This is a genomic window from Micromonospora zamorensis (assembly GCF_900090275.1).
Classification (GTDB): domain Bacteria; phylum Actinomycetota; class Actinomycetes; order Mycobacteriales; family Micromonosporaceae; genus Micromonospora; species Micromonospora zamorensis.
The window spans coordinates 960,245-985,655 of record NZ_LT607755.1; the positions used below are offsets into that span (position 1 = coordinate 960,245).

General features: G+C 72.5%; 19 protein-coding genes. 10 read left to right on the forward strand and 9 right to left on the reverse strand.

Annotated elements, in window-relative coordinates:
• The first annotated feature begins 105 nt into the window (after window positions 1–105).
• From GA0070619_RS04415 to GA0070619_RS04435, 5 genes are all read left to right on the forward strand, one after another.
• Window positions 106–3,588, forward strand: coding sequence for an ALF repeat-containing protein (locus GA0070619_RS04415; RefSeq protein WP_088946881.1), 3,483 nt, complete (start codon window positions 106–108; stop codon window positions 3,586–3,588).
• A 30-nt stretch (window positions 3,589–3,618) separates the two neighbouring features.
• Entirely contained in the window at window positions 3,619–4,104 is a 486-nt protein-coding gene (locus tag GA0070619_RS04420; protein ID WP_088946882.1) for a hypothetical protein, read from the forward strand.
• Between the two features lie 175 nt (window positions 4,105–4,279).
• Window positions 4,280–7,165, forward strand: coding sequence for a glycoside hydrolase family 9 protein (locus tag GA0070619_RS04425; protein WP_088946883.1), 2,886 nt, complete (start codon window positions 4,280–4,282; stop codon window positions 7,163–7,165).
• A 208-nt stretch (window positions 7,166–7,373) separates the two neighbouring features.
• Window positions 7,374–9,824, forward strand: coding sequence for a non-reducing end alpha-L-arabinofuranosidase family hydrolase (locus GA0070619_RS04430; protein ID WP_088946884.1), 2,451 nt, complete (start codon window positions 7,374–7,376; stop codon window positions 9,822–9,824).
• 276 nt (window positions 9,825–10,100) lie between these two features.
• Entirely contained in the window at window positions 10,101–10,628 is a 528-nt protein-coding gene (locus GA0070619_RS04435) for a DUF488 domain-containing protein (protein ID WP_231927258.1), read from the forward strand.
• Window positions 10,629–10,637: 9 nt separating this feature from the next.
• Here the strand turns inward: GA0070619_RS04435 and GA0070619_RS04440 are convergent, their stop codons facing one another.
• From GA0070619_RS04440 to bioB, 3 genes are read right to left on the reverse strand one after another with little or no spacing between them, the layout of a single operon-like run.
• Complete coding sequence (locus GA0070619_RS04440; RefSeq protein WP_088946886.1) at window positions 10,638–11,144, reverse strand: GNAT family N-acetyltransferase; 507 nt, start codon at window positions 11,142–11,144, stop codon at window positions 10,638–10,640.
• 4 nt (window positions 11,145–11,148) lie between these two features.
• The gene (bsaP, locus tag GA0070619_RS04445; RefSeq protein WP_088946887.1) at window positions 11,149–11,346 is read right to left on the reverse strand and encodes a biotin synthase auxiliary protein BsaP; all 198 of its coding nucleotides are present in this window, start codon (window positions 11,344–11,346) and stop codon (window positions 11,149–11,151) included.
• Complete coding sequence (bioB, locus tag GA0070619_RS04450) at window positions 11,346–12,341, reverse strand: biotin synthase BioB (RefSeq protein WP_088946888.1); 996 nt, start codon at window positions 12,339–12,341, stop codon at window positions 11,346–11,348. The genes bsaP and bioB overlap by 1 nt, the downstream gene beginning before the upstream one ends.
• A 153-nt stretch (window positions 12,342–12,494) precedes the next feature.
• Between bioB and GA0070619_RS04455 the strand changes: the two genes are divergently transcribed.
• The 4 genes from GA0070619_RS04455 to GA0070619_RS04470 are packed head-to-tail and all read left to right on the forward strand — an operon-like array spanning window position 12,495 to window position 16,629.
• Window positions 12,495–13,631: an 8-amino-7-oxononanoate synthase gene (locus GA0070619_RS04455; protein ID WP_088946889.1), complete on the forward strand. Its 1,137-nt coding sequence runs from the start codon at window positions 12,495–12,497 to the stop codon at window positions 13,629–13,631.
• On the forward strand, window positions 13,628–14,353 hold the full coding sequence (gene bioD, locus GA0070619_RS04460; protein WP_088946890.1) for a dethiobiotin synthase: 726 nt from the start codon (window positions 13,628–13,630) through the stop codon (window positions 14,351–14,353). The genes GA0070619_RS04455 and bioD overlap by 4 nt, the downstream gene beginning before the upstream one ends.
• 54 nt (window positions 14,354–14,407) lie before the next feature.
• Window positions 14,408–15,952 (forward strand): sensor histidine kinase, encoded by a 1,545-nt coding sequence (locus GA0070619_RS04465; protein WP_231927259.1) that lies wholly within the window; start codon window positions 14,408–14,410, stop codon window positions 15,950–15,952.
• Window positions 15,952–16,629: a response regulator gene (locus GA0070619_RS04470; RefSeq protein WP_088946892.1), complete on the forward strand. Its 678-nt coding sequence runs from the start codon at window positions 15,952–15,954 to the stop codon at window positions 16,627–16,629. The genes GA0070619_RS04465 and GA0070619_RS04470 overlap by 1 nt, the downstream gene beginning before the upstream one ends.
• Before the next feature lie 35 nt (window positions 16,630–16,664).
• Here the strand turns inward: GA0070619_RS04470 and GA0070619_RS04475 are convergent, their stop codons facing one another.
• The 5 genes from GA0070619_RS04475 to GA0070619_RS04495 form a co-directional block, all read right to left on the reverse strand.
• Window positions 16,665–17,435 carry an ABC transporter permease gene (locus tag GA0070619_RS04475; protein WP_157743898.1) on the reverse strand — a complete coding sequence of 257 codons (771 nt, stop codon included), beginning with the start codon at window positions 17,433–17,435 and terminating at the stop codon, window positions 16,665–16,667.
• Window positions 17,432–18,364 carry an ATP-binding cassette domain-containing protein gene (locus GA0070619_RS04480; protein WP_088946893.1) on the reverse strand — a complete coding sequence of 311 codons (933 nt, stop codon included), beginning with the start codon at window positions 18,362–18,364 and terminating at the stop codon, window positions 17,432–17,434. The genes GA0070619_RS04475 and GA0070619_RS04480 overlap by 4 nt, the downstream gene beginning before the upstream one ends.
• A gap of 89 nt (window positions 18,365–18,453) precedes the next feature.
• On the reverse strand, window positions 18,454–19,296 hold the full coding sequence (locus GA0070619_RS04485; RefSeq protein ID WP_231927260.1) for a polysaccharide deacetylase family protein: 843 nt from the start codon (window positions 19,294–19,296) through the stop codon (window positions 18,454–18,456).
• A gap of 35 nt (window positions 19,297–19,331) precedes the next feature.
• Window positions 19,332–20,510: a cytochrome P450 gene (locus GA0070619_RS04490; RefSeq protein WP_088946895.1), complete on the reverse strand. Its 1,179-nt coding sequence runs from the start codon at window positions 20,508–20,510 to the stop codon at window positions 19,332–19,334.
• 9 nt (window positions 20,511–20,519) lie between these two features.
• Window positions 20,520–21,188, reverse strand: a complete 669-nt coding sequence (locus GA0070619_RS04495) for a class I SAM-dependent methyltransferase (protein ID WP_088946896.1) — start codon at window positions 21,186–21,188, stop codon at window positions 20,520–20,522.
• 151 nt (window positions 21,189–21,339) lie between these two features.
• Here GA0070619_RS04495 and GA0070619_RS04500 point away from each other — a divergent pair, with 151 nt between their 5' ends.
• On the forward strand, window positions 21,340–22,230 hold the full coding sequence (locus tag GA0070619_RS04500) for a hypothetical protein (RefSeq protein ID WP_231927261.1): 891 nt from the start codon (window positions 21,340–21,342) through the stop codon (window positions 22,228–22,230).
• A 46-nt stretch (window positions 22,231–22,276) separates the two neighbouring features.
• On the opposite strand, the gene GA0070619_RS04505 is transcribed toward GA0070619_RS04500, so the two are convergent.
• Window positions 22,277–25,207 carry a M36 family metallopeptidase gene (locus tag GA0070619_RS04505; protein WP_172861975.1) on the reverse strand — a complete coding sequence of 977 codons (2,931 nt, stop codon included), beginning with the start codon at window positions 25,205–25,207 and terminating at the stop codon, window positions 22,277–22,279.
• Window positions 25,208–25,411 lie beyond the last annotated feature (204 nt).

Below are 25,411 nucleotides of genomic sequence, written 5' to 3' on the forward strand. Positions count from 1 at the left end.
AGTGGAGTGAGGAGATCTTCGATATTTTGACGTCGCCCAGGGCGGATGCGGCCCTGGTGACCATCGAAGATGCACGGGGGTTCGATGTTGAGCACGGGTAGAACCATGTCCAGATGGCGACGCGCAGGCCGGGCCCAGGGGCTCGCACGCGGCTCGCTGATCGGTGTGCTGGCGCTGGCCCTGTCGGCCGGGGTCGGTGTCGGCGGTGCGAGAGCGGCGGAGCCCGCCAGCTCCGACCGGGCACAGGTGCTCGCCCTGCTCCGGGCGGGCGGCCCGAGCGTGGCCAGCCTCGCGCGGGCGTGCCTGGTGGGTTCGGATGAGGACGTACGCGCGTTCCTGGCCACGGGCCGGCAACAGGCGCAGGCGTACGACGACCGGATCCGCCTGGCCCAGATGATGAGTCTGAGCGGCCCCACGACCAATGCCGCCGGGCAGGTGGTGCTCGGCAAGACCGAGCAGGACGTGCGGGCCTTCCTGGACACCGGCTACCAGGCTCCGATGAAGCAGGATCTGCGGATCCAGGTGGGTCGGATCATGAGCCAGGGTGGCCCAGCGACGAAGGCCGCCGGGCAGCAGGCGCTCAACGGCGGCGACAGCGCCGTGGCCAACTTCCTGCTCGTCACCCGGCAGCAGGCCAAGGAGCAGGACGATCGGGTCCTGGTCGCGAAGATCATGACGGCGGGCGGCCCGGCGGTCCGGGCTGCGGCGCAGGCAGCGCTCAACGGCACCCTGGAAGACATCCGATACTTCCTCGACCGGGGTCAGGAGGTTGCCCGGGCCCGGGATCAGGAGATCCTTTCGGTGTCCCAGCTTGCCGATCTGGCTCGCCAGGCGGGGCAGACCGCGGCCGAGGAGACGGTGGCCGCAGAAGACGCCTCGAAGCGCGCGGTGACGGCGGCCCAGCTCGCGAAGGAAGCGGCGCAACGGGCCGCGGCGGAGACGGCGGCGGCGCAGGGTTCGGCGGACAAGGCGGCGGCTGCTGCCGGACGGGCCGCGGACGCCGCCCGACGGGCTGCGGCCGCGGCCCAGGATGCGACGAATGCGGCCAGCGCGGCAAACCGTGCGGCCCGGGTTGCCGCGAACGCGGCGTCCAGGGCCGCAGCCGCCTCGGCGATGGCCGGCAAGGCTGCCGCGAAGGCATTCAACGCCGCCGGCGCGGCGGCCGGCGATGCGAGCAAGGCCGCAGCGGCGCGAACCGCGGCCCAGCAGGCACGAGCTGCCGCCGCAGCGGCGGAGATGGCTGCCGCTGCCACCCAGAAGGCGGCGGACGCGGCCGACGCGTCGGGCGCCGCGGCTCGCGCGGCACGCAACGCCGTGACGAACGCCCAGGCCGCGGCTGCCGCCGCGGAGGAGGCGGGTAACTACGCCCAGGCCGCCGGCGGTGAGGCGGAGCGGGCCAAGCGGGCTGCGGCCGAGGCGCGGCGACAGGCCGCCATCGCCGACCGCGCGGCGGACGCCGCCGAGGCGTTGGCGGGGGAGTCCGGGCGTGCCGCCCGGCAGGCGTACCAGTTCGCCATGGACTCGGCGCGGCACGCCCGGGCGGCCGCCGCTGCCGCCGACGACGCGGCCGAGCATGCCGGGGAGGCCGCGGACGCGGCGGCCGAGGCGACTCGCCATGCCGCGTCGGCGAAGGTCGCCGCGGATGTGGCGACGCAGGCCGCAGCCCAGGCCGGGCAGGTCGAGACCACGGCTCGGCAGGCCGACGTGCTGCGCCTGGAGTTGGAGACCGAGCGGGCTGTCCAAGCCGCGCAGCAGGCCCGCACCGTCGACCTCGACCGCCCGCTGGAGATCCCGTTCGATCGTCCGGAGCTGGAGCGGGTGGACGACGAGACCGACCGGCTGCTGGCCGAGGCGTCGGCTCCCGGAGCGTCCACGGAGACGGTTCTGACGAGCGGTCGGCAGGCTGCCCTGCGATTGCTCGACATCGCCGGCCCGTGGACCCGCACCGCTGCGGAGGACGCCCTGACCGGCTCCGAGGCCGACCTGCGGCAGTTCCTGAGCACCGGTCGCCTGTTGGCCGCGGAGCAGGACGACCGTGGGCGGGTGCTGCACCTGGCTGAGGGTGCCGGGCCGCCGGCGTTCAAGGAGGCCGCGAAGGCGGCCCTCGGTGGCGATCACGACGATGTCCGCACGTTCCTCGACGGCCGGCAGTACCCGGGCAAGGAGCTGGACGACCGGATCAAGGTCGGCCAGATCATGGCCGCCGGTGGGCCCACCACCAAGGCGGCGGCGCAGACCGCGCTGAACTCCGGTGCGGCTGCGGTGGCCCAGTTCCTTCGCACCGGCCGCTACCAGGCGGCGGAGGCTGACGACCGGATCACCGCCGGGCAGATCATCACCGCCGGGGGTCCCGAGGTCAAGGCGGCGGGCAGGATCGGGCTCGAAGGGCCTCGCGGCTACATCCGGTACTTCATCGAAACGGAGCAGTTCAAGGCCCGCCAGCGGGACCAGGAGGCAGCGACGCACGCCGCGACCGTCAGCCGGTATGTCGCGGAGGCGTCCCAGTACGCCGCCAACGCTCAGAAGGACGCGGCCGACGCCGGTCATGCCGCAGCGATCGCCCGGCAGGCGCAGGCCGAGGCCGAGGCGTACGCCCGGCAGGCCAGCCAGGCCGCGGCGCTGGCGGCCGGGTACGCCGCCGACGCCCAGGCATCGGCGCTGCAGGCGAAGGCTTCGGCAGACCAGGCCGCAGCCGCAGCACAACGCGCCCGGGAGGCCGCCGCTTCGGCCCAGCGGGCGGCCCAGTCGGCCACTCGGTCGGCCAGTGAGGCGAACGCCTCGGCCGCGCAGGCCCGCGGTTACGCCGCCGCGGCTCAGTCGTCGGCGGCGCGGGCCCGTGCCTCGGCGATCGAGGCCGGTAAGGACGCGGTTCTCGCGGCCCAGGCGGCGATCGAGGCGATGCAGATCGCGGTGCGCAAGCAGCGGGAGGAGGAGCAGGCCCGCCTCGCTGCAGAGATGGTCGTGACCGACCCCGATGCGGACAAGGATCCCTACGATCCCACCACACCATCGGACAACGGCGCGTTCGGCTCGAAGACTCCGCCATGGAACGAGCCCACCGCCCTGCTGGAGATGCGGGCACAGCTCTGGACGACCATGCAGGGTGTCTGCGTGCTGACCACCCAGGCCTGCGCGCTGTGGAAGCACTACTACAACGCCTCGGGTGACGACTTCACGGTCAACGTGGACGACTACCTGAGGGACAGTCAGTTCAAGTCCGCCGTCGACCGCGACGTGGCGGAGTTGCTCGCCACGGCTGGCAGCCGGTGCGCCGGCAGCGGGCGGTCGTCCTGTACCTACAACATCGACAGCATGTGGCGGGGGGTGAGCATGACCGAGAACCTGGACTACCGACTGGGGGTTCGGGGCGTCCAGTACCGAGTCAACGGGTCCATCACCGTCTCGATGGTCAACGGGGTGCCCAGGACGGCCGGCAGCTACGAGGTCGATGTCTACAAGGACTGGAACTTCGACGCCGACGAGGAAATCTGGGGCATCTCGTTCAGCGACTACGCCGCCATGCACACGTACGGGGTGGCGCAGGAGTTCACGGTCAAGGGCACGAGCAGCACCCAGAGTCTGGGCTGACAGGTGGGTTCCGCCCTAGGGTTACGACCTATGACCTGGCGGCGGCGTCTGGCGGTGGTGGGCACGGTGCTGGCCGTGCTCGCCGCCGCCTTCGGCGTGGCGTTGTGGGGCAAGGGTCCCTTCGACGGGCGGGCGTACCCGTCGAGCAGGTGGGACAAGTCGATGGGCGAGATCTTCGACCAGTTCCAGGTGCGAGTGCCCGACTGCGCTCTCGCCGACCTTCGGTACTGGTCGGGCGACTACATCGATGACACCCTCTACCTGACGTTCGCGTCCGACGCCCCCTGCGTGGACGGCTTCCTGCGGGACAACCAGCTCGCGGGCGGCACCGCCGTCAGCCGGGACGACGCCCTCCGGTTTCGCGACGACAAGCGCACGGACTGGGGCTGGTACGAGGACGACAGCACCTCCTACCTGCGCTTCCGGAGTAGGCCGTTGGCGGGCACGGAGATCACCGTCGAGGTGACCACCGGCCAGGGGCGATCACGGGTCTATCTGCACGGGGTGGAGTTCTAGCGCGTTTCCGCCGACCCTTCACAAGGCGGCACGCAGGCGGCTAGATTGACGTTCATCTGTGGGAGCGCTCCCGAGGCGCCCCCGGCTCCACCACCACAGCCGCCGGGCACCCGTGCCCTGACGTCGTCCCGCTTCGGTCGGGCTGCCCGGCGGCGCCATCGACAGGAGTTCCGCCATGTCCTACCCGGAACGGATTCGCCGCCGGCCCGTGCAGCCTGTGCGGGACCAGCCCTGGCCGCGGCGGTTGCTGGCCGCTGGCGTCGCCCTGCTCACGGGTCTCGCCCTCGCGGTCGCCGGGCCGACGTCGTCGCCCGCCTCCGCCGCGCCAGCGGCCTACAACTACGCCGAGGTGCTGCAGAAGTCGCTGCTCTTCTACGAGGCGCAGCAGTCCGGGCGGCTGCCCGACTGGAACCGGGTCTCCTGGCGCGGCGACAGCGCGCTCACCGACGGCGCCGACGCTGGGCTGGACCTCACCGGCGGCTGGTACGACGCGGGCGACCACGTGAAGTTCGGCTTCCCGATGGCGTTCAGCGCCACCATGCTCGCCTGGGGCGCTGTGGAGTACCGCAGCGGCTACACCGCGTCCGGCCAACTGCCGCACCTGCTCAACAACCTGCGCTTCGTCAACGACTACTTCATCAAGGCGCACCCGTCCGCCAACGTCCTCTACGGACAGGTCGGCAAGGGCGACGACGACCACAAGTGGTGGGGTCCGGCCGAGGTGATGGCGATGGCGCGGCCCGCGTACAAGATCGATGCGAGCTGTGGCGGCGCGGACCTGGCGGGGGAGACGGCGGCCGCGATGGCCGCGTCCTCGATGGTCTTCCGTCCCACCGACGCGGCCTACGCCGACCGGCTGCTCGGGCACGCCCGGCAGCTCTACACCTTCGCCGACACGGTGCGGAAGTCCTACCACGAGTGCATCACCGACGCGACCAGCTTCTACCGCTCGTGGAGCGGCTGGCAGGACGAGCTGGTCTGGGCGGCGATCTGGCTGCACCGGGCCACCGGCGAGGCCAGCTACCTGGCCAAGGCCGAGAGTGAGTACGACAAGCTCGGCACCGAGAACCAGTCCACCACCCGCTCCTACAAGTGGACGATCGCCTGGGACAACAAGCAGTTCGGGGCGTACGTGCTGCTGGCCAACCTGACCGGCAAGCAGAAGTACGTCGACGACGCCAACCGCTGGTTGGACTACTGGACCGTCGGGGTGGACGGGCAGCGGGTGCCGTATTCACCCGGTGGGATGGCGGTGCTCGACTCCTGGGGTGCGTTGCGCTACGCGGCCAACACCTCCTTCGCCGCGCTGGTCTACAGCGACAAGACCACCGACACCACCCGCAAGGCGCGTTACCACGACTTCGCCGTCCGGCAGATCAACTACGCGCTGGGCGACAACCCGCGCAACTCCAGCTACGTCATCGGGTTCGGCGCCAACTCGCCGCGCAACCCGCACCACCGCACCGCCCACGGCTCCTGGTGGGACAGCCAGACGGTGCCCGTCGAGACCCGGCACACCCTCTACGGCGCGCTGGTCGGCGGCCCGTCCTCGGCCAACGACGCGTACAGCGACAGCCGGTCGGACTACGTGATGAACGAGGTGGCCACCGACTACAACGCCGGCTTCACCTCCGCGCTGGTCCGGCTGGTCTCCGAGTACGGCGGCACGCCGCTCGCCAACTTCCCGGTCGCCGAGACGCCGGACATCGACGAGCTGACAGTGGAGACCACTGTGACGCAGGCCGAACCGCGGGCCACCGGGCTCAAGGTGATGGTCTACAACAAGTCGGCGTTCCCGGCCCGGGCCCTGACCGACGGCCGGTTCCGGTACTACTTCCGGCCCGACGGCACCGGCCCGGTGCAGGTCACCGCCGGCTACACCCAGGGCTGCCCGTCCCCGACGACGGCCAAGCAGTTCAGCGGCGACATCTGGTACGTCGAGGTGGACTGCACCGGGCACACCATCGCCCCGGCCGGGCAGTCGCAGCACCGGATGGAGGTCCAGTTCAAGATCGGTGTGCCGGAGGGTGGCACCTGGGACCCGACCAACGACCCGTCGTACCAGGCCACCGCCGGGCCCAACCGGAAGGTGCCGCTCTATTCCGGCACCACCCGCGTCTGGGGCGAGGAGCCGGGCCCGGTCGTGCCGGACACCACCGCGCCCACAGTGCCCGGCACGCCCGTCGCGTCCGCCGTCACGTCCAGCGGGCTCACGCTGACCTGGACCACGTCCACCGACACGGGCGGCAGCGGGTTGGCCGGCTACGAGGTGACCCGCACCTCGGCCGGCGCCGACCCAGTCGTCACCGCCTCGACGGGGGCCTCCCTGGCCGTGACCGGCCTGGCACCCGAGCGGACGTACCAGTTCACCGTGCGGGCGCTCGACGGCGCCGGCAATCGTTCGGCGGCATCGGCCGCCCTCAGCGTCACCACGCCGGCCGGTCCGGCGCCGGACACCACCCCGCCGACCGCACCCGGTACGCCCACCGCCGCAGCGGTCGGCCCGACCGGCCTGACCCTGACCTGGGGCCCGTCCACCGACGCGGCGGGCGTCACGGCCTACCGCGTCTACCGGGGCGGGAACGTCCTGGTCGGCTCGGCCACCGGCACCACGCTGGCCGTGACCGGGCTGACCGCCTCCACCACGTACACGTTCACGGTGGTGGCGGTGGACGCGGCCGGAAACGTCTCGGCCGCGTCGCCCGGCGTCACGGTCACCACCACGGCCCCGCCCGCCGGCGGCGGCTGCGCGGTGACCTGGACAGCGAACAACTGGGACACCGGGTTCACCGCGAACATCACGATCGCCAACACCGGAACGACGCCGATAAACGGCTGGACGCTCACGTTCACGTTCCCGAGCAGCGGGCAGAAGATCGGGCAGGCCTGGTCGGCGAACGTGACCCAGACCGGCACCGCGGTGACCGCGTCGAACCTGTCCTACAACGGGACACTGGCGCCGGGTGCGTCGACGAGCTTCGGCTTCAACGGCACCCACACCGGCAGTACCACCAGGCCGGCCGCCTTCACCCTGAACGGCACCGCCTGCACCGTCTCCTGACTCATCGACGCGGCGTGGCGTGGTCGGTACCGCGCCCGGGCGACCGGCCACGCTACGCCGCGCGCGGCACAGCATTTCCGAAACTTTTCCGTAACACATTGTCCGGACCGACACGTGGTGTAAGCATCGACTGGATTAGATGTCCCAATCGAGACGTCCGGTCGTCCCCGCCTCGGCGGCCCGGGTGTTGGCCAGTAAGGAGGCTGAGATGGCAATGAGCCCATCCGTTCATCGCGGCGCGACTGGGCGACGGCGATCGCCCGCCGTCCGAGCGCTGCTCGCCGGCGCGTTCAGCGTCGTGACCGTGGCCGCCGTCGCGGTGATGATGCCCTCGGCGAACGCCGCCGCGAGCACGCTCGGCGCGGCCGCCGCACAGTCGGGCCGGTACTTCGGCACCGCCATCGCGGCGGGCCGGCTCGGCGACTCGACATACAGCACGATCGCCGCGCGCGAGTTCAACATGATCACGGCTGAGAACGAGATGAAGCCGGACGCGACGCAGCCCCAGCGGGGCCAGTTCAACTTCAACTCCGGCGACCAGATCTACAACTGGGCGACCCAGCGCGGCCTGAAGGTCCGTGGGCACACCCTGGCCTGGCACGCGCAACAGCCGGGGTGGATGCAGAGCCTGAGCGGCAGCAACCTCCGTCAGGCGATGATCGACCACATCAACGGCGTGATGGGCCACTACCGGGGCAAGCTCGCCGCCTGGGACGTGGTCAACGAGGCGTTCAACGAGGACGGCAGCCGTCGCCAGTCCAACCTCCAGGGCACCGGCAACGACTGGATCGAGGTCGCGTTCCGCACCGCGCGGGCGGCCGACCCTTCGGTCAAGCTCTGCTACAACGACTACAACATCGAGAACTGGTCGTACGGCAAGACGCAGGGCGTCTACCGCATGATCCAGGACTTCAAGTCCCGTGGCGTGCCGATCGACTGCGTCGGGTTGCAGACCCACTTCACCGGCGGCAGCTCGCTGCCGAGCAACTTCCAGACCACGCTGTCCAGCTTCGCCGCGCTCGGCGTGGACGTGGCGCTGACCGAGGTCGACGTCACCAACTCCTCCACCACCCAGTACGCCGGGCTGACCCAGGCGTGCCTGAACGTGCCGCGCTGCATCGGCATCACCGTCTGGGGCGTACGCGACAGCGACTCCTGGCGCTCCAACGAGAGCCCGCTGCTCTTCGACGGCGGCGGCAACAAGAAAGCCGCCTACAACTCGGTCCTCAACGCGCTCAACGCGGCCCCCCCGACCTCGAGCCCGACCGCGACCCCGACGGTGAGCCCGACCACGAGCCCGCCGCCGAGCGGCGGCGCCGGCCGGATCGTCGGCGTGCAGTCGGGCCGGTGCATCGACGTGCCCAACGCCACGCAGACCAACGGCACCCGCGTCCAGCTCTACGACTGCAACAGTCAGTCGAACCAGCAGTGGACGTACACCAGCGGCAAGCAGTTGAGGGTCTACGGCAGCAAGTGCCTCGACGCGAACGGCGCGGGCACCGCGAACGGCACCGGAATCATCATCTGGGAGTGCAACGGCCAGCCGAACCAGCAGTGGAACATCAACTCCAACGGCACCATCAGCGGCGTGCAGTCCGGCCGGTGCCTGGACGTCTGGGGTACCGGCAACGGCCAGCAGGTCCAGCTGTACGACTGCCACGGACAGACCAACCAGCAGTGGCGGACCGACTTCGGCGGCGACACGCCGCCGACGTCGACCCCGCCGACCACCACGCCGCCGCCGACGGGTGGCTGCGCGCTCCCGTCGACCTACCGGTGGTCGTCGACCGGCGCGCTGGCGAACCCGCAGAACGGCTGGGTCTCGGTCAAGGACTTCACAAACGTGGTCTACAACGGCAAGCACCTGGTCTACGCGTCCAACGTCAACAGCAGCGGCCAGTACGGATCGATGAACTTCAGCCTGTTCACCAACTGGTCCGACATGGCCTCGGCCGGCCAGACCGGAATGAGTCAGGGCACCGTGGCACCCACGCTGCTGTACTTCGCCCCGAAGAACATCTGGGTGCTGGCGTACCAGTGGGGACCGACCTCGTTCAGCTACAAGACGTCGAGCGACCCGACGAACGCAAACGGCTGGTCCTCGGCGCAGACGCTCTCCACCGCCACCCTCTCCGACGCCCCGTACGGGGTGATCGACCAGACCCTCATCGGCGACGACCAGAACATGTACCTGTTCTTCGCCGGGGACAACGGCAAGATCTACCGGTCGAGCATGCCGCTGGGGAACTTCCCGGGCAGCTTCGGCTCGACCTACACGACGGTCATGACCGACTCGACGAACAACCTGTTCGAGGGCGTCGAGGTCTACAAGGTGCAGGGCCAGAACCAGTACCTCATGATCGTCGAGGCGATCGGGAGTCAGGGACGCTACTTCCGGTCGTTCACGTCCACCAGTCTGAACGGCTCGTGGACCCCGCAGGCCGCCACCGAGAGCAACCCCTTCGCCGGCAAGGCCAACAGCGGCGCGACGTGGACCAACGACATCAGCCACGGTGACCTGGTCCGCACCAACCCCGACCAGACCAAGACCGTCGACGCCTGCAACCTGCAGTTCCTGTACCAGGGCAAGAACCCCAGTGCGGGCGGCGACTACAACCTGCTGCCGTGGCGGCCGGGTGTGCTGACCCTCCAGCGTTAGGCGTCACTCCGTTCGCGGAGAACCGGGGCGTGCCCGGCACCGTGCGGTGCCGGGCACGCCCGTCCGAGATCTGCGTCCGGGTACCCACACCGTCGTACCCGGGATGATCATCCTGCTGGCCGGCGCCCTCTCCGTCGCGCTCGCCACGAGCGCCGCCCGGCGGGTGCCCCAGCGGCACTGACCCCCGGCATGCCATTGGGTGGCATCGCTCGCCTGTACCCAAGATCCCGCCAAGGCCGGGGGATAAGCAGGCGGGATTCGGGGCAAGGCAGCAGTGTGATTGAGCTGCTGACCGTTGGACACGGCACAGCCGACCGGGTGCGGCTGGGAGAGTTGCTGACCGGGGCCGGGGTGGCGCTGCTGGTGGACGTGCGACGGTACCCGGCCAGCCGCACCAACCCCGACGTGCACCGCGAGGAGCTTGAGCGGTGGTTGCCCGAGTACGCCATCGACTACCGCTGGGAGCCGCACCTGGGCGGCCGCCGGCACGTCCCGGCCGGGGAGCCCGAGCCGGACACCTGGTGGAAGGTCGCGGCGTTCCGGGCGTACGCCGCCTACACCCGCACCCAGGACTTCGACACGGCGCTGACCGGGGTGCTGGCCGACGCGGCTGAACGCACCACCGCTGTCATGTGCAGCGAGAGCCTCTGGTGGCGCTGCCACCGCCGGCTGATCGCCGACGTCGCGGCGCTCGGTCGCGGGACGCCGGTGGCCCACCTCATGCCGGAGGGGCGGCTCAGCCCGCACCAGCCCGCCGAGGGTGCCCGGCGACTCCCCAACGGGCACCTCTGCTGGGACGGTTGAGGTGCCCGCTCACTCCACCAGGTCGTCGGCGAGCAGGTCCATCAGCAGACCGTCGTGCCAGCGCCCGTCCTCGCCACGCTCGTAACGGCGCAGCACCCCCACCGGGCGGAAACCCACCTTCGCGTACGCGCGGATGGCGGCGCTGTTCGCCGCCGCCGGGTCGATGGTGAAGCGGTGGTGGCCGTACTCGTCGATCAGGTGCCGGGCCAGGGTGCGGATCGCGTCCCCACCCAGGCCCTCACCGCGGGCCGCCGGTTCGAGGAAGACGTCCAGGCTGGCGTGCCGGTAGTCCGGGTCCGCCTCGGCGTACCACTGGATGGCGCCGACCACCCGGCCGTCGTGCTCGATCGCGTACACGTGCAGGTCGTCGTCGCCGAGGTCGGCGCGGACGGAACCGGTCAGGTCGTCGCCGCCCCGCCACCACCGGCGGACCTCCGGGTCGGCCCGGATCGCGACGAGGGCCTCCACGTCCGCGGCCGTCGCCGGTCGCAGGACCACCGCCCGCCCGCGCAGCACCGGCTCAGCCCCGAACTTCGCCGTGCTCGACGCAGACCGCCGACCAACCCACCGGCAGCACCTGCACCTTCATCCGGCGCCGGCACCGGGGACAGAATCGGGGCGGCTCCAACTCGCGAGCCGACGCGCAGGCCGGGTGGGCGGTGGCCGTCGCCGACTCACCGCACCGGTCGCACCACAGCTCCGTCGTCGTCACGGTCATCACAGCGTGTCGGAGAGCGCCTTGACCGGCATCTTCAGCTCGGCCAGCAGATCCAGGTCGGCGGTCGCCGGTCGACCCAGCGTGGTCAGGTAGTTGCCGACGATCACCGCGTTGATGCCGCCGAGCAGACCGTCACGGGTGCCCAGGTCACCGAGGGTGATCTCCCGGCCGCCCGCGTACCGCAGGATGGTGCGCGGCATGGCCAGCCGGAACGCGGCGATGGCCCGCAGCGCGTCCTTGCCCTCCACCACCGGGCGGTCGCCGAGCGGGGTGCCGGGGCGCGGGTTGAGGAAGTTGAGCGGCACCTCGTGCGGGGCCAGCTCGGCGAGCTGCGCGGCGAACTCGGCCCGCTGCTCGACGGTCTCGCCGAGGCCGAGGATGCCGCCGCAGCACACCTCCATGCCGGAGTCGCGGACCATCCGCAGCGTCTCCCAGCGCTCCTCCCAGGAGTGCGTGGTGACCACGTTGGGGAAGTACGACTTGCAGGTTTCCAGGTTGTGGTTGTAGCGGTGCACGCCCATGTCGACCAGGTCGTCGACCTGCTCCTGGGTGAGCATGCCCAGCGACGCGGCGACCTGGATGTCGACCTCCGCCCTGATGGCGGCGACGCCCTCGCGCATCTGCTTCATGAGCCGGGCGTCCGGGCCGCGCACGGCCGCGACGATGCAGAACTCGGTCGCCCCGGTCTTGGCGGTCTGCTTCGCCGCCTCGACCAGTGACGGGATGTCCAGGTAGACCGAGCGCACCGGCGAGGTGAACAGGCCGGACTGGGAGCAGAAGTGGCAGTCTTCCGGGCAGCCGCCGGTCTTCAGCGAGACGATCCCCTCGACCTCGACCTCCGGGCCGCACCAGCGCATCCGCACGTCGTGGGCGAGCTGCAGAGCGGCGGGCAGGTGCTCGTCGGGCAGGTTCAGCACGGCGAGGATGCCGGCCTGGTCGAGGCCGACACCGTCACCGAGGACCTGGGTCCGGGCCTGGTCGAGGATCGCTGGCATGGCTCGTACCTTACAAGGCGCCCCGATCAGCCGGAATGACCTAACAGCCGTCGATGCCTCGCAGCGAGTGGATCCGCCGGGCGTCGGCGGCGGGTGGTAATTTCGCCCGGCGGGTGTCGGGCTGACCGGCGCGGACGGCGGTGAAGGGGTGACGTGGCGGACTGGCTGGCGGCGCTCGACCGCCGCGCGGAGTTGCGGGCGAAGGCCGGGTTGACCCGGCGACTGACCCCGCGTCCCGCCGACGATCAGATGACCGATCTGGCCGGCAACGACTACCTCGGCCTGGCCACCCACCCGCAGGTCACGGCCGCGGCCACGGCTGCGCTGTCGGCGTACGGGCTGGGGGCGACCGGGTCGCGCCTGGTGCGTGGCTCCACCGACGCGCACCAGGCGTTGGAGGACGAGCTGGCGCAGTGGCTGGGCACCGACCGGGCCCTCGTCTTCTCCTCCGGCTACCTGGCCAACATCGGCGCGCTGCGGGCACTCGTCCAACCTCGGACGCTGCTCGTCTCCGACGCGCACAACCACGCGTCCCTGATCGACGGCTGCCGGATCTCCGGTGCGGAGACGGTGGTCACCCCGCACGCCGACGTGAACGCGGTGGCTGCCGCACTCGCGGCCGCTCCGGGTCGCCCGGCGGTGGTGGTCACCGAGTCGGTCTTCTCGGTCGACGGTGACCTCGCCCCGCTGGCCCGGCTGCACGCGGTGGCCCGCCGGCACGGTGCGCTGCTGCTGGTCGACGACGCGCACGCGCTGGGCGTGATCGGTCCGGCTGGCGCGGGCGGGGTGGCCGCCGCGAAGCTGTCCGGTGAGCCGGACGTGGTGGTCACCGCCACCCTGTCCAAGGCGCTCGGCGGCGCGGGTGGGCTGGTGGCCGGCCCGGCCGAGTTCGTCAGGCACCTGGTCGAGACCGGGCGTACGTTCATCTTCGACACGGCCCTGCCGCCGGCGGTCGCCGCCGGTGTGCACGCCGCGCTGGGGCTGGTCCGGGCTGGCGACGACCTGCGTGCGGAGCTGTCGGACCGGGTGGGGTTGGCGGTCGACCGGCTGCGTGCGGCCGGGCTGACCGTCTCCGTGCCGGACGCGGCGGTGATCTCGGTGACCGCCCCCGGGCCGGAGGCGGCGACCACCTGGGCCGCCGACTGCCGGGACCGGGGCGTCGCGGTGGGCTGCTTCCGGCCACCGTCCACCCCGGACAGCCGCTCCCGCCTGCGGCTCACGATCAGCGCGGGGGTGCCCCGGGCGGCGTTCGAGCGGGCTGTGGACGTCATCGTGGAAACTGCCCCATGACCGCGTGGGAGGGCCCGGTTCTGGTGACCGGGACTGACACCGAGGTCGGTAAGACCGTGGTGACCGCGGCGATCGCGGCCGCCGCGCAGGCCGCCGGGTTGCGGGTGGCGGTGGTCAAGCCGGGCCAGACCGGTACGGCCAGCGGTGAGCCCGGCGACGTGGACGCGGTCAACCGGTTGGCTGCCCCGCTGACCGGCCGGACCTTGGCCAAGTATCCCGATCCGCTCGCCCCGCTGGCCGCCGCCCGGGTGGCGGATCTGCCGCCGCTGGAGTTGTACGCGGTGGTGGACGCCGTCCGCGCGGAGGCGGACAAGCACGACCTTGTGTTGATCGAGGGCGCGGGTGGGCTGCTGGTGCCGATGGGGCTGCGCCCGTCGGGCGAGCCGTGGACGATGGCCGACCTGGCGGTGTCGCTCGGCGTACCCGCGGTGGTGGTCGCCCGCGCCGGGTTGGGCACGCTCAACCACACCGCGCTGACCCTGGAGGCACTCGACCGGCGTGCGGTGCCCGCCGGCGTGGTGATCGGCGCCTGGCCGACCAGACCGGAGCTGGTGCACTGGACGAACCTCACCGACCTGGTGCCGAACCTGCTCGGCGCGTTGCCCGACGGCGCCGGTGCGATGGACCCGGGGGTGTTCCGGCGGTCCGCGCCGGGTTGGCTCACCCCGGCCCTGCACGGCGTGCTCGACGACTGGCGGGTCTGGGCCGAGGAGAGCGGCTGAACACCTGACTTTCGTCGGTGTCCGCCCAGGTCGGACGTGGGTAGCCTGACCGCCGTGCCGATTTTCGACTTCTCGCCGCCGGGTTTGTCGGACCGGTGGCGTCGGCTGCTGCGGGACGTGCTGCTCTGGGCGGTGGTGGCCGCCCCGGTCGGCTATGCCGGGTTCAGCCCGCCCTATCCGCGGTACGCGTTGCCGCTGGTGGTCGGCAAGTTGGTGCTGCTCGGCGTGGCGGCGGTGCTGGCAAATCGGCGCGCACCGTTGGCGGCCCTCGTGCTGGTGGTGCTCGGGTCGGTCGTCGACGGCAACTTCGTGTTCGCGATCCCGGTCTTCAGCTATCTCGCCGGGCGGCGCAGCGCCTCCGCGGGCCGGGCGGCCGGGGTCTTCGTGCTGATCGCGGCGGGCGGCACGGCGCTCAACCTGGGCGTGCTCGGCACCGGCCCGGCCACCTGGTTCCTGCTCGCCTCGGTGCTGCTGTTCGCCGCGGTGTTCCCCTGGTTGGTCGGGCGATACCGGCGTCAGCAGCAGGAGTTGGCCGACGCCGGTCGACGGCACGTGGAGGCGCTGACCCGCGAGGAGCGTGGTGCCGCCGAGCGGATCCGGCTGCGGGAACGGGCCCGGATCGCCGGGGAGATGCACGACTCGCTCGGTCACGACCTCAGCCTGATCGCGTTGCGGGCCGCCGCCCTGGAGGTCGCCGCCGACCTGGACGATCGGCACCGGGCCGCGGCGGGGGAGCTGCGGACCAGCGTCTCCGCCGCCACCGAGCGACTGCACGAGATCATCGGGGTGCTCCGGGAGGAGGGCGGCGCGTCGGTGCGTCCGAGCGGGGAGACCGTCGCCGATCTGGTCGAGGGTGCCCGGGAGGCCGGCATGGCGGTACGCATGGAGGCCGGCCCGGCGGTCGCGGAGTTGCCGGCGATGACCGGTCACGCGGCCCACCGGATCGTCCGTGAGGCGCTGACCAACGCCGCCCGCTACGCACCGGGCGCCCCGGTGGAGGTGCGCCTGACCCGGGACGCTGATCGGGTCGAGGTCGCCGTCGTCAACGGCGCCGCGCCGGCGGGGCCGCTGCCCGCCCCACCGTCGCAGGGCAGCGGACTGCTCGCCCTCGCCGAACGGGTCCGTCTCTCCGGTGGGACGCTGCACGCCGGCCCGCGTACCGAGGGCGGCTTCGTCGTACGGGCGGTGTTGCCGGCAAGCGCGCCGCCGGTGGAGGCGATCGAGGGCGGCGACCAGCGCGGTCCGGTGGAGCGGCCGGTGGACGCCGAGCGGCGGCTGCACGACGCCCGCCGACGGGTGCGCCGCAGCCTCCTGGTGGCGCTGGCGGCGCCGGTTGGCTTCGCCCTCGTGCTCTCCCTCGTCTACTACCCGGTGGCGACTGCCGGGACGGTGCTGGACCGGGCCACCTTCGACCAGATGCGGGTCGGCGCGGCCCGGTCGGAGCTGGCCGGGCTGCCCCGGCGGCAGTTGGATCGCCCCACGCCGGCCGACCGGGCGGACTGCGAGTACTACACCGACGGCAACTTTCCCCTCGCGCAGCCGACCTGGCGGCTGTGTTTCACCGACGGCCGGCTGGTCAGCAAGGAGTGGATCGCGTAGTGAACACCGACACGACCGGGGCAGCGCCGGTCCGGGTCGTCCTGGCCGACGACGAAGCGATGATCCGGGCGGGCGTCCGGGCCATCCTCGCCACCGATCCCGGCATCGAGGTGGTCGCCGAGGCCGGCGACGGGCACGCGGCGGTGGAGCTGGTCCGTGCGCACCGACCTCGGGTCGCGCTGCTGGACATCCGGATGCCGCGGATGGACGGGCTGGCCGCCGCCGCCGAGATCCGCCGGGTCGTGCCGGAGACCGCGACGATCATGCTGACCACGTTCGGCGAGGACGACCACGTGGCCCGCGCGCTGGGGCACGGCGCCAACGGGTTCCTGCTCAAGGCCGGCGACCCCCGTGAGCTGATCGCGGGCGTGCACGCCGTCGCCGACGGTGGTGCGTACCTGTCGCCGCAGGTGGCCCGCCGGGTGATCGAGCTGGGCGCCGGTCGGTTGGCCCGCCGGCCCGCCGCACGGGACCGTACGGCCGGGCTGACCGAGCGGGAACGGGAGGTGCTGGCCCTGGTCGGGGCGGGGTTGTCCAACGCCGAGATCGCCCGCCGGCTGCACCTGGTGGAGGGCACCGTGAAGAGCTACCTGACCAGCATCTTCACCCGGCTCGACGTGCGCAACCGGGTGCAGGCGGCGATCCTCGCGTACGAGGCGGGGCTGGTCGACGGCTGAGCGGGTGCGGCGCGGCCCCCGCTCAGCCGCCGGCGTCACGCGTCGCGGCGGCGCAGCGCGGCCCGGCCCAGCAGGAGCGCGGCCCCCGCCCAGCCGGCGAGCAGCAGCAGCCCGACGAGGCTGGGGTACGGCTCGGTGTCGCCGGCCAGGAAGTGCGCTCCGGCCACGCCGGGGAACACGTCGGCGATCCGGTTCAGCACGTCGATGTCCGGCTCCTGAAGCGACAACGGCACGATCATCAGGGTGGCGAGGAGCACGGTGATCGTGAGTACCGCGTTGCGCAGCGCGGCGCCGAGGCCCAGGGCGAGCACGCCGATGAGCGCCAGGTAGGCGGCCACCGCCACGATGTCGCCGATCGTGCCGGCCACCGGGGCGCTGCCCCACTCGCCGAGCACCGGTCGGGCCACCAGGGCGCCGACGCCGCCGAGCAGCAGACCGAGGGCGAAGGTGACGGTGCCGGCGACGGCGGCCTTGGCCAGCAGTACGCGGCCACGCGACGGGGTGCACTGGAGCGTGGTCCTGATGGTGCCACTGGTGAACTCGGCGGTGATCGCCAGCAGGCCGAGCGCCAGCACCACGTACTGGGTCAACTCGACCGAGTCGATCAGCACGCTGCCGACGGTGACGATTCCCCGGTCGTCGGTCGGGTCGTCGTTGGTGTTGTCGTTGGCGGCGTAGATGGCCAGCTGACCGGCGCTCGCGGCCATCACCAGCAGCCCGGCCAGCGCCGTCCACCAGGTGCTCGGCACCGAGGAGAGCTTGGTCCACTCGGCGGCCACCGCGCCACCGCGGGTACTGGTGCTCATCGCGCCCCACCTCCGGTCGTTCCGCCCGCGTACTCGACGCTGTCGGCGGTCAGTTCCATGAACGCCTGCTCCAGCGACGCGCCGTGCGGGCTCAGCTCGTGCAGTCGTACGCCCAGTTCGTGTGCCAGGTCCCCGACGCGGTCGGCGGTGGTGCCGGTGACGGTCAGCTCGTTGCGGTCGGCCGCCTGCACTGTCGCGCCGGTGGCGGTGAGGCGCGCGGCCAGGGCGGCGAGGCCGTCCGGGTGCGGGCTGCGGACCCGGACCGCGACCGCGCTGCCGGCGATCACCTCGTCGGTCGGGGCGTCGGCGAGCAGTCGTCCCCGGCCGATCACCACGAGCTGGTCGGCGGTGAGCTGCATCTCGCTCATCAGGTGGCTGGAGACGAAGACAGTCCGTCCCTGGTCGGCCAGCGAGCGCATGAGCTGCCGCACCCAGCGCACCCCGTCCGGGTCGAGGCCGTTCACCGGCTCGTCGAACATCAGCACCGGCGGGTCGCCGAGCAGCGCGCCGGCGATGCCGAGCCGCTGGCCCATGCCGAGGGAGAGGGTCCGTCCCGGTTTCCTGGCGGCCCGCGCGTCCAGCCCGACGGTGTCGAGCACCTCGTCCACCCGGCGGGTGGGGATGCCGTTGCTGCGGGCGATGGCCAGCAGGTGCGCTCGGCCGGAGCGGGCCGGGTGGATGGCACGGGCGTCGAGCAGCGCCCCGACCTCGTGCAGCGGCCGGCGCAACTCCCGGTACGCGCGCCCGCCGATGAGGGCCTGCCCGGCGCTGGGACGGTCCAGCCCGAGGATCATCCGCATGGTGGTGGACTTGCCGGCGCCGTTGGGGCCGAGGAACCCGGTGACCCGGCCGGGCGCGATGTCGACGGTCAGGGCGTCGACCGCGACGGTCGCCCCGAACCGTTTCGTCAACCCACGTAATGTGATCATGCGCTGACGCTAGGCGCGCGGCCCCCTGCCGCACCGCGCCCGAACGGCAGCACCCGACCCTGACTTTCGTCAGGTCGCGGGCGGGTCGGTCAGCCGACGTAGTCCTCCAGCAGAGCCGGTGTGAGCCCGGCCCGGTGGATCGCCTTCAGCGCCGCGAGCAGGTCGTCCATCAGCGCCGGCCGGAAGTGCATGAGCAGCACGTCGCCGGGCTGGACCACCTTCTCCGGGGTCTGGTAGCGCACCTTGCCCTCGTGCACGGTCTCGGTCCAGTGGAAGACCGCCTTCGCGCCGCAGTCGTGCGCGGCCCTCAGCGTGGTGGCGTCGTGCTCGCCGAACGGTGGCCGGAACAGGGTCGGTCGCTTGCCGAACAGCGCCTCCAGCTTGTCCGCGGCACCGCAGATCTCGTGCCTCTGCCGGTCGTACGACCGGCCGGCCAGCGAGGTGTGCGTGATGGTGTGGTTCTCGACGACCCCGCCCGCCACCATGATCTGCCGGAAGTAGACGTCGTGCTCCTCGGCGGCCGGTGAGTTCAGGAACATCGTGACCGGGATGTGCGCCCGCCAGATGAAGTCGGCCACCTCGGGCGGACGGGCCAGCCCACCGTCGTCGATGGTGATGAAGGCGACCCTCTGGTCGGTGGGCAGGCGGTGCCAGAACTGGGCCGCGCCGGTCTCGGGCAGCGGCACCGGTTGCGGCGGTGGCGCCTCGGGGAAGGTCGGCACTTGGGACACGTACCAGTCCAGGCTCCCGGGCACGGGCTTCGTCGTCGGGGACGGCGAGGTCGACGGCGCGGCAGGCGAGGCGGACAGGGCCGGCTGGTCCGTGGCGATCCGTCGGACGTGCAACGCCGGTCCGGCTGTGCAGGCACTCAGCACCAGCAGGGCCAGAAGTGTTACGACGGCGAGGATCCGACGCGCAGGGGTCGCTGACACGCCCGGAAACCTACCGAACAGAGATCAGGATCTCCTCAGGCCGGTGCCCCGGACGAGCGCCGGACGACGAAGGCGTCGGGCATCCGGAAGGTGAGATTGTCCGGGCACCAGGGCGGACGTACCACCCGCACCCCGTCCAGCAGCGGCGCTGCCTCGGCCACCACCACGGCCGCCTCCATGCGGGCCAGCACGTCACCGACGCAGCGGTGCGCGCCCGCCCCGAACGCCAGGTGCCGGCGGGACCCGCGCTGACCCGGGCGGAACTCGTCGGGGGACTGCACGACAGCCGGGTCCCGGCCGGCGCGACCCAGCCACAGCACGAGGCTGCTGCCGGCCGGCACCGCCGTGCCGCCCAGCGTGCTGTCCGTGGCCGCCAGGCGCCGCCAGGTGACGATCGGAGGTTCCAGCCGCAGTCCCTCCTCCACCACGTCGGCCACCGCGACCTCGCCCGTGCGCAGGCCGGCCCGGACCGCGGGCTCGCCGGCCAGCCGGTGCAGCAGCAGGGTGAGGAACTGCGAGGTGGTCTCCTGGCCGGCGACCAGTAGGAAGAAGAGCGCGCCGACCACCACGTCCGGCGGGTGCCCGGCCGCGCGCAGCTCGGCGGCCAACCCGCCGCCGGTGGTCGCGAAGTCGCGCAGTACGCGGTGGAACCGCCCCACCTCGGCGGCGAGGGTCACCTGCCGGTCGACGTCCAGCGGGGCCCAGAACAACTCCAGCGCGGCACGGGCGAACTCCTTGACCGCGCCGACCGGGGCGTCCGGCAGTTCCACCAGCCGGGCCAGCACCAGCAGCGGCAGGTCGGCGGCGAGGTCCGCGTACAGGTCGACCGGTTCGCCGGCGTCGAGGGCCGCGCCGAGCCGAGCGACCCGGTCCCGGACCAGCGCGGTCAGCCAGGGCCGCTGCGCGGCGACCCGGGTGGGGTGCAGCGCGTCCGCGACGATCGCCCGGATCTGCGGGTGGCTCGCACCCGAGTTGTTGGCGAGGGTCGGTGGCAGCCGGAACCGGTGCCCGGCCAGCACCCGCAGCGCGGTCACCGGCATCGGCGTCACCGCGTCCAGCGCGTTGTCCGGCCGATAGGTGACCGGGTCGGCGAGGACCTGACGGACCAGCGCGTGCCGGGTGACGACCAGGTGCGTGCCGCCGACGTGGTCCGGCACCCGGGCCACGTCCGGCCATGCGGGGTCGGTCACCTGCGCCCAGCTGCGGAACAACACCCGGACACGCTAGCCGGGGGCGCCCGGCAGCCCGGCGCGCAACCTCCAGACGGTGGTGCGCTTCACCCGGACGCTCTCCAGAGCCTCCGGCACCGGCACGTCGTACGCCGCCAGCTCGTCGAAGCGGTCCCGGGGCAGGAACGCCCGGCCGGGGTCACCGACCAGCGCCGGTGCGCCGGCCCGGGTGGCGCGCAGCAGGAACCGCAGCACCCGGCGGGCCATCGCGTCGCTGTAGAAGACGTCACCGGCGAGCACCACCTCGGCGTCCCCGGCGTCGCCGTCGAGGATGTCGCCGAACTCGGCGTCGACGCGTACCCCGTTGGCTTCCGCGTTGAGGGCGACCGCCGCCACCGCCAGCTCGTCCACCTCGACGGCTCGCACCGACGCCGCGCCGGCGCGGGCGGCGGCGATGGCCACCAGGCCGGAGCCGGAGGCGAGGTCGAGCACCCGGCGGCCGGCGACCAGCTCCGGGTGGTCGGTCACGTAGCGGGCGAGCGCCTGCCCGCCGGCCCAGGCGAACGCCCAGAACGGCGGCGGCCGGTCGGTGGAGAACTCGCCTTCGGTCAGCTCCCACAGCCCGATCGGTTCGTCCGCCTGGTGCAGCCGCACCTCGGGGACGAACGGGACCGGGGCCAGCCGGGCGTGCAGCCGGACGAACGTGCTGGAGAGCTCGGACACGTCGCCGATTGTCCCAGCGGCCCGGTGTCCGGCGTGTCGCGGGGGAGCGGTGACCGGTTCACCACCGTCGGTGAAAACCCACCCCGTCCTTGCCGGTCGGTGCGAACACACCCGTCTGGTCCGGCCGACGGGCCGCTCCTAGCGTTGCTCAGTGGAGACGACCGAACGGAGGGCGGCGGTGGTGACGGTGTGGCGGAATGCGGTGCGGGTAGGGGTGGTGCTGGCCTGTCTGAGCGGGGCGGAGCTGGCATTGGCCGCTCCGGCGCAGGCGGCGTTCAGCACCGAACTGAGTGGGCTGCCGGCCCGGTTCACCGCCGGCGAGCAGGTGCGCACGGTGTCCGCCGTCGTCTCCCGGACGGACCGGCGCGGGGGCTGCGTGAAGGTGCGCTGGTCGATGGTGCTGAGCGTGCAGGGCCTCCGGCTCGACCAGGTGAAGATGGACCGGGTGGAGGAGGCCGGTGACTTCCCGCTGCAGATTCAGACCGACGGTGACGTGGCCCGGTTGACCGACCGGCAGCTCGACCCGGGCACGCTCTGCCCGGGGCGCACGGTCACCGCCCGCTACCGGGTGGCCTTCGCCGAGGACGTCACCCAGGGACGGATCACTCTCGCCGCCGAGGCGTACGACGCCAACGCGCGCCTGCTGGCCCGACAGACGGCCACCCGCTCGGTGGTGGGTGCGGGTGGCACCCCGACCAGCACGCCGAAGCCGACCGCCACCCCGTCGGAGCCCAGCGAGACACCGAGCGCGCCGGCGGAGGAGGAGAGCACGTCCGTGGATGAGCCGGTGGGGGACTACCCGGTCGACGCCGCGCCACCGGCACCCGGACGCCCGGTCTCGCAGACCGGCGGGTTCGGGGTGGTGCAGGCCGCGTTCCTGCTCGGCGGGCTGCTGCTCTTCCTCGGAATGGGGTTGCTGATGCGGCTACGGCACCTGACCCGGGCCGCGGGCGCAGATGCCACGGAGCCCGACGACTCACCGGTGGACCGGCGCTGGGAGCGCCCCACCACCGCCGACCGTTGGCGACCGGCCCGCCGCTGACCTCAGGGCCGTGGGGGCCGGCGGACCTGCCGACCCCCACGGTTTCTCAGTTGGAGAACGCCTGGAACTCGGCGATCCTGACCTGCGACCGGGCCGGACTGGCCGTCGCGCAGTCCGTCGTGGTGGCCGGGTCGTCGTCCTGCTCGCCCGCGTAGTGCGGGCCACCGGTGCACTGACTCGCCAGCACCTCCAGTCGCAGGTGGGTGGCGACGGTGCTGGGCACCGCGAACGTCCGGAGGTTGATGTCCCGGCTGTACGCCCGGTACGCCCCGCCGGGGAACGCGTCGCCCGCGCTCGTGTAGATGCGCTGCCACCGCGCCGGGTCGGCGCAGTCGGTGGTCGTCGCGTTGCAGGCGGAAACCGCGAACGAGCGCAGCGCGCTGAGCGCGTTCTGACTGCCGGTGTCGGCGTCGCCGGCGATCGCCGGGCGCAGCATCGCGCTGACGTTCACCCGCTTGACCGTCTGCGGGGCGCCCCCGGGCAGCGCCACGGTGAGCTGCCGGCCGGCCACCCCGTCCAGGGAGGCCCAGTTCGTCGCCTCGGTGTCGTCGGCGACCCGGTCCAGGTTGACCCCGTCGCCGGTGATCGTCGCCCCGGACGCGGTGGACGCGAGGTTACGGCTCATCCGCAGGTCCACGTACCCGTCCTGACCGGCCCGGGCGACCACGCTGAGCCGCTGGTGCCCGAAGCCGGGCGCGACGGCCAGCAGGTCGTACGTGCCGGCCACCATCTCCACGGTGTCCGGGATCGGCGTCGCCGGGTCGGTGTCGGCGATCGGCGTCGCCCGCGCCTCGTACGTCCCGACGTACACCCGGATCGGCGCGTCGGCGCTGTCCCCGCGTGGACGGAGGGTCAGCGTGGCGTTGCCACCACGCGGCGAGGCGAAGCTCGGCGTCGGGTCGGTGTCGGTGGCGCCGTTGGTGGCGGCGTCCCGGCCCATCCCGGAGCGGGCGAACTCGGCCCAGATCAGGTCCTGGTTGGCACCACCGAAGCGGAGCAGGTCGGCGGTGAGCATGTTGTCCCGCATGTCGAGCATGCTGACCTGGCTGGCGGCCTGGAGCAGGAACGAGTCGAACACCAGTTGCGACCAGCGCCGGTTGCCCGGGCACTGGTCGGCGGCGACCTTCCCCTGTGCGCAGTCGAGCTGCCGCTGCGGGGTGCCGAGGCCGTACCGCTTGACCAGTGCGGAGCGGACCCGGAAGTTGGTGGCGCCCCAGATCTCCCCGTCGGCGTGCACGGCCGGGCCGCCGGTGTTGTAGCCGATGTCGGAGTAGTTGAGCGGGCTGCGGCTGAGGTCGTAGTTGCGGATGCCGCTGACCAGGTTGCCGGTGACGTAGCCGCCGGTGATGAAGGGCGTCTCGCCGGGCGCGCGCAGCCCGTGCTGGAAGAGGTACTCGGCGGCGAGCAGGTCGCCCCACGACTCACCCATCGACCCGCCCTGGTGGCCGCTGATCCCGCTGTCCGGGCCGGCGATCATCCGGTTGGTGATCGCGTGGGTGTATTCGTGGCCGATCACCGTCATGTCGTAGTCGCCGTCCACACACGGCGGGTACGGCCCGCCCGCCTGCGGCTGCCACAGGTACATGTTGGTGGTCGGCGGCACGCCGTCGCGCCCGGTGCCCTGGTTGGCGTTGTTCCGGTTGCCGGTCAGCGCGCCCTGCTGGGCACGGCCCTGCTCGGCGTCACCGCCCAGCCCGGCCGGGGTGAGGTTGACCGCCTGGAGGTTCCACGCCGACTCGGTGAAGCCCAACTGGTACGACCAGTCGTGCATCCGGTTGTGCATGGCGAACAGGTTGGCGATCGACGCGTCTGCGTCGTTGCGCTGGGCGGAGGTGAACACCTCCGGGTTGCACTTCGACTGGTGCCACTGGTCGGTGAAGGGGTATTCGTAGCGACGGTCCGGGCTGGTGGGCGCCGGGACGACCGGGGTGCCGGCACCCCAGGAGAGCACCGTGTTGGCCGAGTTGCCACGCGAGGTGAAGGTCGGCGTGCCGGTGGCCGCGTCGACGTCCCACGGCTGGCCGGTGGCCGGGTCGCGCCAGGCGGCCTGGCAGCCGGGTGCCGGGTCGCCGCACCAGCGCACCCGGGGGTCCTGCCCCGGGCCGAGGTCGCGGGGCGGGGTGGCCGGGAAGACCGCCCAGCTCGGGTTGTCGGAGTCGAAGTCGACGAGGTCCTCACGGACCAGCACCTGCCCGGTGCTGCCGTCCACGTAGCTGGTGAACGCGGCCGGGTGCTCGGTGTCCGCGCCGATCATGGTCACCTCGTAGGCGGCCCGTGGCCCGTCCAGCGGGGTGGGTACGGCCACCGACCGGATGGTGTGGCTGGCCACCGCGCCGGGGGTCAGCTTGGCGTCGGCGAGCGCGGCGGCGTACGCCTGCTCGGCGGTGCGGGTCGCGGGTGCCGGTGTTCCGGTGTTGCGGGCCAGCGAGGAGCTGACCGAGAGCACAGTGCCCTTGGCGACCGCGAGGGTGACGAGGCCGTCCGGCCCGGCGGGCAGGTCGCCGAACCGTTGCCGGAGGGTGACCACGGCACCGCTGCCGATCGGCCGGACCAGCACGCGTTCCATGGCGGCCACCGAGGCGGCGTCCAGCCCGAACAGGTCGCGGTTCGCGGTCAGGTAGGCCCGTGCGGCGGCCTCCGGGTCGGCGGGCAGCCCGGTGGCGAGAGGGGTACGACCGGGGCCGAGCGCCTGCGGGGTGCCGAGTCGGTTCCACCGGACGTCGGGGTCGGCGGCGCGGGCCAGGCCGCGCTGGCGGGCGTCGGGTGCCGCCGTACCGGTGCGGTTGTCGACGTCTGCGGGCTCGTGGCCCTCGGCGAACGGTCCGGAACTGCGCGCGGCGGACGCCGCGTTGCCGGTGGGGGCCGCGGTGCTCACGCCGGTGGGGAGCAGCGCGGCGACCGTCGCCGTCGTTGCCAGGACGGCGATGAGCCGGCGTCGACGCCGGCTCATCGGGGGTAACCACTCCGGTTGTGGCACGGGACCTCCTCGTGGGAGCGGGATGGTCGGCGAATCGCCGACCGTCAGTGCGCGATGACGCATGTGCATCTGTGGATATCAGTCGATCGTGATGGCGGCAAGGGCTGGGGGCGCCCACGGGCCAGGAGTTCGAAGTCTTCGCCCGGGTTCCGGTGATCGACATGCTGCTCGGCGACGACCGGCTACGGGCATTCCACGTCGCGC